The 14,256-nt window shown below is 70.2% G+C and carries 10 protein-coding genes and 1 pseudogene; 6 read left to right on the top strand and 5 right to left on the bottom strand.

All coding sequences use genetic code 11. The features are described from left to right. Positions 1-23 precede the first annotated feature (23 nt). Positions 24-1,208 (bottom strand): 3-deoxy-7-phosphoheptulonate synthase, encoded by a 1,185-nt coding sequence (locus MZC64_RS39755; RefSeq protein WP_247764148.1) that lies wholly within the window; start codon positions 1,206-1,208, stop codon positions 24-26. A gap of 14 nt (positions 1,209-1,222) precedes the next feature. After that, positions 1,223-2,392 carry an isochorismate synthase DhbC gene (gene dhbC, locus MZC64_RS39750; protein ID WP_247764149.1) on the bottom strand — a complete coding sequence of 390 codons (1,170 nt, stop codon included), beginning with the start codon at positions 2,390-2,392 and terminating at the stop codon, positions 1,223-1,225. A 187-nt stretch (positions 2,393-2,579) separates the two neighbouring features. On the opposite strand from dhbC, the gene MZC64_RS39745 reads away from it, so the two are divergent. Beyond that, on the top strand, positions 2,580-3,551 hold the full coding sequence (locus MZC64_RS39745) for a hypothetical protein (RefSeq protein ID WP_247764150.1): 972 nt from the start codon (positions 2,580-2,582) through the stop codon (positions 3,549-3,551). 68 nt (positions 3,552-3,619) lie between these two features. Here the strand turns inward: MZC64_RS39745 and MZC64_RS39740 are convergent, their stop codons facing one another. Further along, complete coding sequence (locus tag MZC64_RS39740) at positions 3,620-4,777, bottom strand: S8 family peptidase (protein ID WP_247764151.1); 1,158 nt, start codon at positions 4,775-4,777, stop codon at positions 3,620-3,622. Positions 4,778-4,967: 190 nt separating this feature from the next. Here MZC64_RS39740 and MZC64_RS39735 point away from each other — a divergent pair, with 190 nt between their 5' ends. The 3 genes and pseudogenes from MZC64_RS39735 to MZC64_RS39730 all read left to right on the top strand — a co-directional run bounded on the left by MZC64_RS39735 (position 4,968) and on the right by MZC64_RS39730 (position 10,004). Then, positions 4,968-7,823 carry an AAA family ATPase gene (locus MZC64_RS39735; RefSeq protein WP_247764152.1) on the top strand — a complete coding sequence of 952 codons (2,856 nt, stop codon included), beginning with the start codon at positions 4,968-4,970 and terminating at the stop codon, positions 7,821-7,823. 372 nt (positions 7,824-8,195) lie between these two features. Continuing rightward, positions 8,196-8,426, top strand: a pseudogene (locus tag MZC64_RS49220) (helix-turn-helix domain-containing protein); the annotation flags it as partial. Between the two features lie 186 nt (positions 8,427-8,612). Beyond that, positions 8,613-10,004: an NB-ARC domain-containing protein gene (locus MZC64_RS39730; RefSeq protein ID WP_247764153.1), complete on the top strand. Its 1,392-nt coding sequence runs from the start codon at positions 8,613-8,615 to the stop codon at positions 10,002-10,004. Positions 10,005-10,105: 101 nt separating this feature from the next. Here MZC64_RS39730 and MZC64_RS39725 read toward each other — a convergent pair whose 3' ends face one another. Then, positions 10,106-10,708 carry a class I SAM-dependent methyltransferase gene (locus MZC64_RS39725; protein WP_247764154.1) on the bottom strand — a complete coding sequence of 201 codons (603 nt, stop codon included), beginning with the start codon at positions 10,706-10,708 and terminating at the stop codon, positions 10,106-10,108. 354 nt (positions 10,709-11,062) lie between these two features. Between MZC64_RS39725 and MZC64_RS39720 the strand changes: the two genes are divergently transcribed. Further along, the gene (locus MZC64_RS39720; protein ID WP_247764155.1) at positions 11,063-11,581 is read left to right on the top strand and encodes a pyridoxamine 5'-phosphate oxidase family protein; all 519 of its coding nucleotides are present in this window, start codon (positions 11,063-11,065) and stop codon (positions 11,579-11,581) included. A gap of 118 nt (positions 11,582-11,699) precedes the next feature. Then, a complete protein-coding gene (locus MZC64_RS39715) occupies positions 11,700-12,677 on the top strand; it encodes a GNAT family N-acetyltransferase (RefSeq protein ID WP_247764156.1) in 978 nt (325 codons plus the stop codon). 67 nt (positions 12,678-12,744) lie between these two features. Here MZC64_RS39715 and MZC64_RS39710 read toward each other — a convergent pair whose 3' ends face one another. Continuing rightward, complete coding sequence (locus MZC64_RS39710; RefSeq protein WP_247764157.1) at positions 12,745-13,974, bottom strand: aminotransferase class I/II-fold pyridoxal phosphate-dependent enzyme; 1,230 nt, start codon at positions 13,972-13,974, stop codon at positions 12,745-12,747. Between the last annotated feature and the right edge of the window lie 282 nt (positions 13,975-14,256).

The following is a 14,256-nucleotide window of genomic DNA, read 5'->3' as shown; positions in this document are numbered from 1 at the left end:
GTAGGTTCAGCTGGACAAAGCGGTCAGCGCCAGGCCGCGGCCAGGGTGATGGCCTGCTGCTGGTTCAGCCGGGGGTCGCACAGCGAGGTGTAGCAGCGGCCCAGGTCATCGGCCTCCACCCCGGCGCCGAGGCATTCGGTCACCGGGTCCGGGGTGGCCTCCAGATGCAGGCCACCGGCGATGCCGCCCTGTTCCGGCACAATCCGCTGGAACTGGCTGACCTCGGCGATCAGATCGGCCAGCAGCCGGGTCTTGACCCCGCCGGCCGCGCTGATCGTGTTGCCGTGCATGGGATCGCTCAGCCACACCACCGGATGCCCCGCCGCGCGCACCGCGGCCACCAGCGGCGCCAGCTCCGGCGCCCGGCGCACGCCGAACCGGGCGATCAGCGTCAGCCTGCCCGGGGTGCGGTGCGGGTCGAGCACCTCGCACAGCTTGAGCAGATCGGCGCGCGGCGTGGTCGGGCCGACCTTGCAGGCCACCGGGTTGGCCACCGAAGCGAGCAGGCGCACGTGCGCGCCGTCGGGCTGCCGGGTCCGGTCGCCGATCCACGGCCAGTGCGTGGAGGCCAGGAAGGTCTCGCCGTCGGGGTTCTTGCGCAGCAACGGGAGTTCGTAGTCCAGCACCAGGGCCTCGTGCGAAGTCCACACCGGCTGGCCGAACGGCCTGCGCGCGCCGCGCAGTGCGCCGACGGCCACGCTGGCCGCGTCGTAGCAGGAGAGCAGCCGGGCCGAGTCGGGGCGCCGGGCGGCCGGATCGGCCTCGGGACCGTTGACCAGGTGCCCTCGGTAGGAGGGCAGGTCCAGCTGGCCGTGCCGTTCGGACGGCTTGGAGCGGGGTTTGGCGAACTGACCGGCGAATCGGCCCACCCGCGCCACCGGCAGTCCGCTGCCGCCGCCGACCACTCCGGCCAGCGCGTCCAGCATGGCCACCTTGCGCGCGATGTGCTCCGGGGTGCACTCGGCCGGGTCCTCGGCGCAGTCACCGGCCTGCACCACCTTGGCGCTGCCGGTGGCCACCTCGGCCAGCCAGCGGCCCAGCCCGTCCACCTCGGTCCAGTGCACCAGCCCCGGCCGCGCGGCCAGTTCGGCGCGGTGCGCCGCGGCCAGCGTCGGATCGGTCCAGCTGGGCTGCTGGCGCGCGGGCAGCAGCTGCCAGTAGGCCAGTTCCTCGGCCGCGAGCGACTCGCGGATCAGCTCGGTGTGCATCGGAGACCTCCAGCTCAGGCGATCTGCTCGATGCCCATGGCCAGCAACAACGTGCGGAACTTGGCTGCGGTCTCGGCCAGCTCGGCCTCCGGGCTGGAGTCCCCGACGATGCCGGCCCCGGCGAACAACCGCAGCGAGTGGTCGTCGGCCTCGGCGCAGCGGATGGTGACCACCCAGTCGCCGTCCCCGCGACCGTCGCACCAGCCGACCATGCCGGTGTAGAAGCCGCGGTCGAAGGGTTCCAGGGCGTTGATGGTGTCCCTGGCCGTCTGCACCGGGGTGCCGCACACCGCGGGGGTCGGGTGCAGCGCGGCGGCCAGCTCCAGCGCGGAGCTGCGCTCGTCGGCCAGTTCGCCGGTGACCCTGGTGGACAGGTGCCACATGGTCGCGGTGCGCACCAGCTCGGGGGCGGCGGGCACGTCCAGGGTGCGGCAGTAGGGGCGGAGCGCGGCGGCGACCGCGTCCACCACCACCGCGTGCTCGTGCCGGTCCTTGGCCGAGACCAGCAGGGCGGCGGCGCGGCGCTGGTCCTCCTCGGGATCGGCGCTGCGGGCGGCCGACCCGGCCAGGGGGTTGGACAGCACCTTGCCGCCGCGCCGGGACAGCAGCAGTTCGGGGCTGGCCCCGATCAGCGTGCGGCTGGGCAGGTCGGCGGCGAAGGAGTAGCCGGCGGGGTCCCGGCGGATGAGGTTGTTGAGCAGGCGACCGAGGTCGACCGTGGTCGGCGCGGTCAGCGCCAGCGATCGGGCCAGCACCACCTTGTCCAGCTCGCCCGAACCCAGCGGCGTGAGCGCGGCGCGCACCGAGCGCACGTAGGCCGCGGGTTCGGGCACCGGGGTGATCTCCCACTCCGGCACGTTCATGCTCAGCTCGGGCAGCCGCACCTCACTGGAGAACGGCTCGGCCCGGCGCACTGCCTCCGGCACCACCAGGCTGGCGGCGGCGTTGTGGTCGAAGGGCACCGCGCCGACCACCAGCGCACCGGGTTCGGCCTCGGCCAGCACCTGGGCGACCCGGCCGGGCAGCGCACGCAGTTCGCCCGGGGCGGCGACACTGGGCACGGCCGCGGCCACGCCCTCGGCGAGCAGCACTCCCCGTGGCGAGGAGAAGAAGAAGGACGATCCGGCGCGGTACTCCGACAGCAGCTCAACCGGGCTCACGGTGCTGGCGTGCCGCGTGGTCATGCGTCCTCACTTCGTCAACTGCTTGCTAAGGGAAGGCTAACCTTCGTTAGTAGAACCTAGTCTGCCGCGCGGCCTCAACTACCACCCGGACGGGTGACTCTGATCACCGGCGTGAATAAGTCGGGTACCCCCTACCTACCGGGCTCCGGATTGTTCGCCCGCCGACCACCGCCGGACAGTGACGGCCATGCACCTGCGCTCGTTCCCGCTGCCCGCCCCCCGCACCGGCGAGCCCGACCTGACCGTGCCGGACAGCTTCCCCGCCCTGCTGACCAGCGCCATCGAACGCAGCGGGCTCAGCCTGGACTCGCTGCAGCGCAGGCTGGCCCAGCGCGGGGTGCGGGTCAGCCTGTCCACCCTGAGCTACTGGCGGCGTGGCCGGTCCCAGCCGGAGCGGCGGGAATCCCTGGCCGCGGTGGGGGTCCTGGAGGAAGTGCTCGGGTTGCCCAGGCACACCCTGCTGGCCTTGCTCGGGCCGCGGCGGCCGCGTGGGCGCTGGCTCAGCCGGAGTTTCCCGGTGCGGCCGCTGGACACGCTGTGGGAGGACGCGGCCACCCTGTCCGGGCTGCTGGAGTCGCTGGGCGCGCCGACCGAGGAGCAGCTGACCTACCTGAGCCTGCACGAGGTGCACGTGGTCAACGAGCACGGGGCAGACGGGTCCAGCACGGTGCGGGCGGTGATCAGGGCCGAGGTGGACGGGGTGGACCGGTGCGCGGTGACCTACCTCGGCGAGGGCGCGGCGCCCACGGTGTCCGCCCTGCGGTCCTGCCGGCTGGGGCGCAGCCGGGTCGGGCCGGACCAGCGGCTGGTGGTGGCCGAGCTGATCCTGGACCGGATGCTGCGGGTGGGTGAGACCGCGGTGCTGGAGTACGAGGTGGTCTGGCCCGCTGGGCAAGCTGCATCCATGCTCGGCCCTGCAAGCAGGCCTTCGGAAGCCAGCCGGTTGCACCGGTTCCGGCGGCCGGTGCGGGAGTACGTGGCCCAGGTGGAGTTCCATCGGGACGCGGTGCCCAGCCGCTGCTTCCAGACCTATCGGCACGGGTTGTGGGCGGCGGAGGTCGGGCGGCAGGACGTGTGGATCGGCGCGTTCCGCACCGCGCACCTGGTGGCCCTGGACGTGCCAGCCGGAATTGTCGGACTGCGCTGGGAATGGAACTGACACATCACCCCCGCCCGCGAATGCAATAGCAGGCGGGGGTGCTGCGTCGTTTCAGTTGATGTGAAATTTCACTTACCGACGTAGAGCAGCTTGTTCGGCGAACCCGAACCCGGGTTCTTCACCACGTTCGGCGTGGACTTGTCCAGCAGCGCCTTGAGCACCTCGGCGGGGCTGGCGTTCTTGTTCGCGCCCAGCACCAGCGCCGCGCCGCCGGCCACGTGCGGGCTGGCCATCGAGGTGCCGCTCATGCCGGTGGTGCCGGTGTCCGAGCTGTGCGAGGCCGAGGTGATGCCCTCCCCCGGCGCGAAGATGTCCAGGCAGCGGCCGAAGTTGGAGAAGCTCGCCCGGTTGTCCGTGCGGCCGGTGGCGCCCACGGTGATCGCCTCCGGCACCCGGGCCGGGCTGGTGCCACAGGCGTCGGCGGAGCTGTTGCCCGCGGCCACCACGTAGGTGAACCCGGCCCGCACCGAGGCCTTGAGCGCCTCATCGCCGACACCCACGTTGTCCATGCCCAGGCTCATGTTCACCACGCCGGGACGCACCCCGTTCTTGGTGACCCACTCCATCGCGCTGACCGCGGCCGAGTCCGGCGCGCTGCCGTTGCAGCCCAGCGCGCGCAGGGCGACGACCTTGGCCTCCTTGGCGATGCCGTAGGTCTTGCCCGCGATGGTGCCCGCGACGTGCGTGCCGTGGCCGTTGCAGTCGTTGCCGTTCTGGCCGTCATTGAGGAAGTCCGCGCCGATCGCGGCCCGGCCGGCGAACTCGGCGTGCGATTTGCGGATGCCGCTGTCGATCACGTACGCGGTCACGCCCGCGCCGGTGCCGACCGGGGCGTACTTGCGATCCAGCGGCAGTGCGCGCTGGTCAGAGCGGTCCAGGCCCCAGGTGACGCTCTGCGCGATCCGTGCGGTGCCGTCCTGGTACACGGTGCGCACCGCCGGGTCCGCGGCCAGCCTGCGGGCCTGCACCGGGGTCAGGTTCCGCACGTGGAAACCGCGGATCGTGGCGGTGTAGGTGTCCCCGAGTTCGCCGCCGTAGCGGGTGGCCAGGGTGGCCGCCGAGGCTGCGGAGGGGACATCCTTCAGCACGGCGATATAGCTGCCCGGCACCGGCGCCGACGCGCCGACCACCGCCGCCTCGGCGGCGAAGACCGGACCGGCCCCGATTCCCGCGGCGGCGCTCAACGCCACCGCGGTCAGACAGACAACGACCGTCGACTTTCGCATGTGCCCAGCCTTCCGATTGCAGGGAAATCGTCTCTGGCGAACAACTCGAACGGTAAGCGGAAACAATGGCTTCACAGCCGTTTCAGTTTCCTTCGGCCGGTACTCACTGAAAACCCTTCGTCCGGAGGGACGCGCTCGCCCGTGGGACCAGCGAAGATGGCGATTGGTCCACACACCTGGGGAGCGTGCGATGGCGAGGGACAACGGCCTGCGCACCAGTTCGCCGGTGCTGGTCGGCAGGCACCGCGAACTGGGCATCCTGGCCGAGGCGGTGGCCCGGCCACCGGCGCTGGTGCTGGTCGAGGGCGAGGCGGGCATCGGCAAGACCAGGCTGCTGCGCGAACTGCTCACCGGCATCGGCACCCCGGTGCTGCTCGGGCACTGCCAGCCGCTGCGCGAACCCTTCCCCTACGGCCCGGTGCTGGAGGCCCTCGGCGGGCTCGGCAACCGGGTCGGCCCCGGCCTCAACCCGGTCACCGGGGCACTGCGGCCACTGCTGCCCGAGATCGCGCACCGGCTGCCCGCCCAGCCCGAACCACTCGGCGACCCGGCGGGCGAGCGGCACCGGCTGTTCCGGGCCGTGCGCGAACTGCTGGTGGCCGCCGGACCCGCCCTGCTGGTGGTCGAGGACCTGCACTGGGGCGATGACGGCAGCCGGGACCTGCTGCGCTTCCTGGTCGCCAGCCCGCCGCCGGAGCTGGCCCTGGTGGTCACCTACCGCCGGGAGGATCTCGGCGGCGCCCTGCTCGGCAGCGCGTTCCGGCCCGCGCACGGGGTCAGCGCGGCCATGCTCCGGCTCGCCCCGCTGGACGTGGCCGGGGTGCACGAGATGTCCCGCGCAATCCTTGGCACTCCGCTGCCCGCCGCCGGGTTCGCCGCCCGGCTGCACGAACGCACCGCGGGCATCCCGTTCGTGGTGGAGGAAGCCCTGCATGCCCTGCGCGATCACGCGGGCGAGGTGCGCACCGCCACCGCCCGCCGCCTGCTCGACCACCTGCGGGTGCCGGTGCTGCTGCGCGAGGCCACCACCGAACGCCTGGCCGCGCTGGACCCGCTGGCCGCCCGGATCGTGCGCGCCGCCGCCGTGCTCGGCGTGCCTGCCGAGGAGGACCTGCTCGCCACCGTGGCCGGGATGACCACCGGGGAGGTCGGCGCCGCGCTGGTGCAGGCGCTGGCCGGAGTGGTCCTGCACGAGCTGCCCGGCCGCCGCTACGGGTTCCGGCACTCACTGGCCCAGGAGGCCGTCTACGACACCATTCCCGGCCCGGACCGGCGGTTGCTGCACGCCCGCGCCGCCACCGAACTCGCCACCGCCGAACCCACCCCGTGGGTGCAGCTGGCCCGGCACAGCCGGGAGGCGGGCGACCGGGCGGGCTGGCGGCGGCACTGCGAGGCCGCGGCCGACCACGCCGCCGCGGTCGGCGAGGCGGGGCTGGCCACCGACCTCTACCAGCAGCTGGTCGAACTGCCCGAACTCAGCACCCCCGACATCGACCGGCTGGCCGGCAAACTCGGCGCCAACGCGGTCCGCGGGGTCGAGCAGCTCGACGTGTCCGCGGTGCTGCGCCGGGTGCTCGACGACCCCCGGCTCTCCCCCGCCGCCCGCGGCGCCACCCGGCTCAACCTCGGCTTCCTGCTGGTCCGCCAGGCAGGCGGGCTGACCGAGGGGCATCAGGACATCGCGATGGCCGTGGCCGAGCTGGGCGAGCACTCGGCACTGGGCGCCAAGGCCATGTCCGTGCTCGCCCAGCCCTTCCGCGGCACCACCCCGCTGCGGGAGAACCTGCGCTGGATGGCCAGGGTGCAGGAGGTCATCGAGGCCGACCCTGACCCGGATCTGACCCTCAACCTGCTGGCCAACCAGCTCGGCTCGCGGGTGCTGATCGGCGACCCCGGCGTCCGCCCAGACCTGGACCGGCTGCCCCGGCAGGCCGTTACCGAGGCCGGTCGGCAGCACCTGACCAGGGCCTACTGCAACCTCGGCGACTCCTTCGCCACCACCGGCCACTACCGGCGAGCCCGTACCTGGCTGGACCCCGGCCTGCGGATGGCCGCCGAGGCAGGCATGCCGTTCATCGTCAGCGTGGCCAGGGCCACCGCGGCCCGGCTGGACTTCTGCACCGGCGGCTGGGACGGCCTGGCCGATCGCTGCGCCCGGCAGCTGGAGGACTACCGGGACCTGCGGCCGGTGGCCACCGAACTGTCCCTGGTGCTCGGCCAGCTCGCGGTGGCCCGCGGCGAATGGCCGGAGGCCGAGGCGCACCTGGGCGCCACCGGGCTGGACGCCCCGGAGGACTCCTTCACCCCGGTGATCATGACCGCGGCCGCCGCGTACACCCAGATGCAGCTGTCCAGGGCCGAGTACGAGGCCGCGCTCGCGCACGCCGAACAGGGCCTGTCCATCGTGCGCCGCAAGGGCGTCTGGCTGTGGGCGGCGGAACTGCTGCCGCTGGCCCTGGTGGCCAGGATCCACGCCGGGCAACTGCCCGCCGCCGCCGAACTGCTGGCCACCTTCACCGCCGAGACCACCGGCAAGGACGCGCCACTGGCCGCCGCCGCGGTGCTGGCCGGCCAGGGCCTGCTGCTCGGCGCCCGCGGCCGGTTGCTCGCCGGGGCCGAGGCGCTCACCGCCGCCGCGACCGCCTACGCCGCGCTGCCGCATCCCTACCTGGCCGCGCAGGCCCGGCAGGAGGCCGCCAGGCTGCGGCTGACCGCCGGGGAGACCGCGGTGGACGAGCTGACCGAGGCGGCCGCTGCCTTCGACCGGCTCGGCGCCACCAGGGATGCCGCCAGCTGCCGCCGTCACCTGCGCGAACACGGGCTCACCGCGCCCGCGGCCCCGGCCAGGCGCGGCCGCCGCGGCTACGGGCCGGAACTCTCGCCCAGGGAACGCGATGTGGCCCGGCTGCTCACCCATGGCCGGACCAACCGGGAGATCGCCGAGGTGCTCTTTCTCTCACCGCGCACGGTGGAGCAGCACGTGGCCAAGGTGCTGCGCAAGCTCGGCCTGGCCTCCAGGACTGATCTGGTAGATCTTCCGAGTTAGCTCGATCGTGCAGCCAGACGTCCGCCCGATCGGGCGATCCGTACCCGGTTGACGGCGGTTTCCTGCCAGCAAAACGGGCTTGATCAGCCGGAATCTAGGTGAAACGGCAGAGTCTGGAGATCACGCTGAGCTGGGGTACCGGCCAGTCACCCCCGTCGTCGTCACCGAGGGTTACAGGACAGTGCTCATCATTACGTGATTCAGGTGAGACGGCGCAGCTTCATTTGAGCTTTTGTCAACACACTGGCGAGGGTTGCGACACAGCGTCCAGACTGGCTATGGGGCGGCAGGTCGATCACCACCGGGGCCCGGTGGTCGACCAATTCGGGGTGCCCGTCAGCCCGATTGCCGCAGCGCGCACCGGGAGGAAGGATGTCAACAGTTCAAAATTCAACACCGGATGAGGTTCGCTTAACTTCAGGAGACTTCGGGGGAATGCTCCTGCGGCACCGGCGAGCCAACGGCCTGACCCAGGAAGATCTGGCGATGTGCTCCGGGTTGAGCGTAAGGACGATCAGTGATCTGGAGAGGGGGAGAGCGAGGGGACCGCAGCAGCGCACCGTCGGTGCACTGGCGGCGACCTTGCGACTGGCCGGCGACGAACTGAGGGAGTTCGAGCGGGCCGCAAGGGCAGGGCGATTCCGGTTGAGCCGTCATGGGGACAGGCCGACCGTACTGCCGGCGCACGGCACATCTGGGGTAGCACGTGCCGCGTTCGGCAGCCTGGAACTACCGAAAATCACCGAGGAACTGACCGGGCGCAGTGCCGATCTGGACTGGCTGCGAGCCATGGCAAGGGCGTCTCGCGCGTCCGCGCCGCGGACCGTGGTGCTGTCCGGACCGACCGGGGTGGGCACCACCTCGCTGGCTGTCACCCTGGCCAGGCAATTGACCAGGGACTTCCCTGGTGGTCAGTTCTTCGTCAACCTCCGGGCCAACAGCGATCGTCCGCTGCACCCGGGGGCGGCCATGGGGATGCTGCTCGGCGCGCTCGGTGTGCCGAGGGACGGGATCCCCACCGAACTGGAGGCGCGGGCAAGGCTTTATCGCTCGCTGCTGCACGGCAGGCGCGCGTTGATCGTGCTGGACAACGCGGTCAGCGAGGCACAGGTGCAGCCACTGCTGCCGGTCAGCTCCACCTGCCTGGTGATGATCACCAGCAGGCAGCCGCTGACCGGACTCACGGCGGTGCAACGGCTCCAGGTGGAGCCACTGGCCGAACATGAGGCGATGGCCGTGCTGGGGCGCGCCGTCGGACCGCACCGGGCAACCGCCCAGCAGGAGCAGTTGCGCCACCTCGCCCGCCTGTGCGGGCGACTGCCCCTGGCACTGCGACTGGTCGGCGGCATGCTGGCCGGTCATCCCCAACTGCCCGCCGTCGAGCTGAGCAAGCGGCTGCTCGAGGTGGGCAGGCGGATCGCGCCGACCGTGCGAGGAAGCGTGCAGGTGCACGCCGCACTCGCCGTGGCCTACCGGTTGCTGCGACCCGCGGCACAGCTCGCACTGCGCAGGCTGGCCCTCTCTCCGGAGAGCCGGTACTGCGCGGAGATGACCAGTGTGCTGACCGAGTGCACCTCCACCGAGGGCACCGCGCTGCTCAACGAGCTGGCGGTCAGTGGGCTGGTCACGCCGATCGGCGACTCGGAGTTCTTCACCTGTCACGAGGTGGTGCGGGCCTTCGCGGAGGACCGGTTGCGGGAGGAAAGCGATCCCGTCGCCAAGTTCGCCGCGGAGAACCGGCTGCTGGACTGGCTGATCCACACCGCGATCAGCATCAGCAGCGTCTACGAGCAGCCGAAGCCGACCACGGTCTCCGGGCGGTTCGCCGCCAGGGAACTGCGGCCCCCGGTGGAGGACGCGGGTTCGGTCGAGTTCGACCGGCTCCGGGCCGCCTCTGGCATGGAACTCGGCGGCGCCGGTTCGCAGGAGGGCCAGGCCCTCAGGTTGCTGCGGCAGGCGCTGGTGCTGGCCAAGCGGCTGGGCGACAAGCGCAAGGAAGGCTACGTGCTGCTCTACCTGGGCACCGCCAACGAGCGGTTGCAGCGACACCAGGAAGGGGTCGACCACTACCTTCGGTCGGCCGCGGTGTTCCGGGAGATCGGCAGCCGGACCGGAGAGGCGGCGGCGCTGGGCAACATCGCGCACGCGGCGGCTCCGGCCCAGCGCTACGCCTCGTCGTAGCGGCAGGCAGCTAAGGCACGAGGAAGGGGGTTCCCGCCGGGCGATGGCGGGAACCCCCTTTTTCCTCATGGGCAGTCCGGGCGGGACTGCTGAGGGTGGTCTCAGCTGTGGATCTTCGGGCGGGCGGTGAAGACCCTGGCGGAGCCGAGACCGGTGGTGCCGTGCAACTCCAGGCCCTGTCCGCGGGCAGCGGTGGAGATCTCGGCCCAGGAGTTGTCCGGCGCGAAAGTGCCGTCCTTCTGGCTCATCTGGTGGTAGTACTGGGACAGCTTGTGGCCGTCGGTGGTCAGCGTGCTGACCGCGATCTGACCCTCCTCGGAGACCACCCGGCGCAGCTCGCCGAAGACCGCGGGCTTGTCGTGGAAGCAGTGGATGCCGAACATCGACACCGCCCCGGCCATGGTGCCGTCCACGATCGGCAGCGCGCAGGCGTCCGCGCGGATGATCAGGTGCCTCTTCGCGCCCACCGCCTCGACCTTGGCCGCGAGCTGCTTGAGCAGGTGCCAGGACAGGTCGGCGAAGATCCACGGGCCCCGGTCGCGGTAGCCGGCGGCCTGCTTGAACAGCGGCCCGTTGCCCGCCGGGATCTCCAGGATCGGACCGTCCGGCAGGCCGGCGATCCGGTCGGCCATCTCGCTGTAGTAGCGCTTGACGTCCAGGCCGAGCAGCCAGGAGTCCAGCCGCTGCCGGGTGGGGCTGCTCATCAGCCAGCCGTACAGCTTGGCGTTGAGGCCCTCGTACGGTTTGTCACCGGCAGAAACCGGACCGGAAGAATTAGCGACCAGATCGAGAACGCCATCGACAAATGGCGCGAGATGCCCACAGGAATCGCAGTCCAACCCCCGGGACCCGATCGTCAGGGCCGGGATCGAGCAGGCTGGACACCGCAGCAGCGGAACCAGTCCGGCCAGCACTTCCCGATCAATGGAGACACCCGTCATGACAACCTTCCCGTTGTGATCACAGACTGCCGGATCCTGGCGCGCCGGTGGTGAACCCAGTAGCATTCAAGCGAAATCCGGGCGGTTTATCAACACGCATGTAGTTCAGGAGGAGCTGTGGGTCAAGAATTCACCGAAGCCACGGACCGGGCAATCTCCATTCTTCGGGAGAACCGGTACGTGACGCTGGCCACGGTGGACGCCGCAGGACCCTGGGCAGCCGCCCTGGCCTTCGCCCCGGCCGCGCCCGGCTACCTCTACTTCGCCTCCCAGAACGACTCCCGGCACGGCCTGGCCATCGCCGGTGACGCGCGGGTGGCCGGGGTCATCTACAACTCCACGATCACCTCCGATGAGGCCGACGGCGTCCAGTTCAGCGGCACCGCGACCGCCATCGAGGACGATGACCAGCAGATTCTGCTCTTCCTCAAGCGCACTGGCGACCTGCTGATCGACCCGCTGGAGGAGGAGTTCGCCTTCTTCAAGCAGGCCGAGGGCCTCACCCTGTACCGGATCACGGTGGAGGCGGCCTACGTGCTGGACCAGAAGCGCTACCTGGAGGAAGCGGTTGACGCGCGCGAGGAGGTCAACGTGAGCCGGCTCTTCGCCGAGACCGAGGCGCGCTATGCCGAGTGAGCCCGGCACACTACTCGTCCGGACCTCAAAAAAAATTGATGTCGATCCGGCAGAATGGGCGAAACTAACTCTGCCGGAACCACCCCGCTCGGCGCCGTACCTGGATCTGCTGAGCCGGATGGAGATCGACGGGGACCTCCGCTTCTTCACCGCCGAACGCGATGGCCGGCTGATCGCCGCCGCGTTCGGCGCCTTCATGCGTTATCCGGTGTGGAAAAATATCAAGGTCCCGTTGTTCCTCGCCGGTTCACCGGCCAACCTGGGCTGCGGTTTCCTGTTCCGCGACGAGTCCGTGGTGGCCGAGACCCTGCCGCTGCTTTCCGCCGCGATGACCACCGAGGCGAAGGCGCTGGGCGCCAAGGTCCTGCTGATGCGCGACTTCTGGGACCCGGGTCCGGAGGCGGCGTTCGCGCCGCGGTTCGCCGAGCTGGGTTTCCGCCGGGTGGCGCAGTTCCCGGACGCGGTGCTGGACGTGCCGTGGACCGAGGTGGACGGCTGGCTGGCCTCGCTGCCCGCCAAGGCGCGCAAGACCGCCAAGCGGGACGCGCGCCGGGTGGAGGCCGCCGGGTTCCGGTTCGAGGTGCACCGCGGTCGCCCGAGCCCGAAGCTGGCCGGGGACATGGAACGGCTGTGGCTCAACCTGTTCCACAAGTACAACGACCCGGATCAGATCCTGCTGCCCGGCGAGTACTTCCGCGAGGTGCCCACGCTGGCCGAAAGCGTGCTGCTGCTGACCTGGCAGGGCGATGACCTGGTGTGCTTCGACATGCTGCAGGAACGCGGCCATCTGCTGGAGTCCACCTACAGCGGCGCGGACTACGAGCGGATCGGCAGCACCCCGGTGCACCGGTTCATGGGGCATCAGATCATCCGGCACGCCATCGAGGGCGGCTTCACCCTGATCGACTTCGGCCTGTCCAACGAGGCGGCCAAGCTCAAGATGGGCTGTCACCTGCGGGTGGCCTGGGGCTACAGCAAACCGCTGTCCCCCTTCGCCAGGCTGTCCCGGCTGGACAAACTGGTCTTCCCGGACCAGGACCCGATCGCCGATCTGCAGAAGGAACTGGCCAAGCAGCAGCAGGCCGACGAGGACTGATTCCGTTCCCACCACAGCGAAAGAGGCGGTCCCCCGGCGGGACCGCCTCTTTCGTCTGGGTCCAGACTCAGAAGTCGTGCTTGGCCTTCAGCTCGGCCAGCGTGCTCAGGAAGTACTCGAGCTGCTCTTCGGTGTGGTCGTTGTTGATGATCAGGCGCATGACCGCCTGGTTGCGCTTGACCGCGGGGAACATGAACATCGGGATGAGGAAACCCTTCTCGATGAAGGCGTCCTTCACCAGGTCCGCGGTCTCGTCCTTGCCGATCAGCACCGAGGTGATGTAGCTGGGCGTCTCGAACGGCGGCGCTCCGATCTCGGTCAGCCGGGCGCGGAAGCGCTCCACCCTGGCCAGGTAGTTGTCCACAATGGACGGATCGCCGTCCAGGGTGCGGATCAGCAGGCCCACAGTGGCCGCGGTCGGCGGCTGCATGGCCGCGGTGAACATCGAGGTGCCCGAGGTGATCTCGAAGGCGTTGATGGCATCGGCCGGTCCGGCGATGGCCCCGCCCTCGATGCCGATGGCCTTGGAGAAGGACATCATCACGAAGGTGGCCCGCCGCATCGCGGCGAACTCCTCGGCGAAGGGCCGGTTCTCCGGGCCGTAGAGCATGAAGCCGTTGGCGTCGTCGACGAAGCTGAGCGCGCCGTACTTCTCGCAGATGTCGATCAGCTCGTTCATCGGCGCGATGCTGCCGTCAGCGGAGTAGACGCTCTCGATGACCACGACGACCTTGGGCGAGTTGACCCGCTTGAGCACCTTCTCCAGGTCCTCCGGCGAGTTGTGCCGGAAGGTGTGCAGCCGCTTGCCGTGTTCCAGGTGTTCGGCGGCCTTGAGCAGGCTCCAGTGCGAGTGCCGGTCCATGACCACGACCGCGTCGGAGTTGTCGCACTTCATGCCGGCGCCCCAGTCGATGTACTTCGTCATCGCATTGAGGAATCCGAAGTTCGCCAGCAGACCGGTGGCGAAAGAAATCGCGCGCTCTTTGCCGGTGACCCGGCAAATTTCCTGTTCCATTTCCAGGTGCGGGCGGCTGATCCCCTGGGTCATTCGGGATCCGCCGGTGGTCAGCCCGTGTTCCCGCGACGCGGAAAGGAAGTGCTCCAGCACGTCGGGGCGCTGGTGCAGGTTGAGGAAGTTGATGCTCGCGAAGTTCACGAGCTCCCGGCCGTTCTGGACAATGGTCGGGCCGACCGCACCGTCCACCACGGGAGGATCGACCTTCGCGTTGACGGACTCGGCCGCGGAAAGCAGCTCGGCGAAGGGCCAATTAGCGGTCGGCGCGAGGGCTGTCGTCATGTTTTTCTACTCCTGCGCATAGAGCCGGGGACTCGTCTGGGTTGTGGCGATATTCAGTAAACCCAGACCGGTGAGCCGCAGACCACGAAGAAGTGCAGGTGACCGATTACGTGGCTAATACTGCCGGTTGAGTCCTCCGGTTAACCAAGGAGTTTTTTCGGTTGACCGCGTCACCAGCGGCTTTGTCGCCACCGAGACGGCAGATCTGAAGTTGTCGCCGACGTCGTTCTGCCCGGAATCTAACCGCTCCCGCTCCGTCGGGCTAGGCCAATCGAACGAACC

Origin of the sequence: Crossiella sp. S99.2, assembly GCF_023094165.1 — a bacterium.
GTDB lineage: Bacteria > Actinomycetota > Actinomycetes > Mycobacteriales > Pseudonocardiaceae > Crossiella.
The sequence above is the reverse complement of the archived record's forward strand: the minus strand, read 5'-3'. Positions and strand labels throughout refer to the sequence as shown.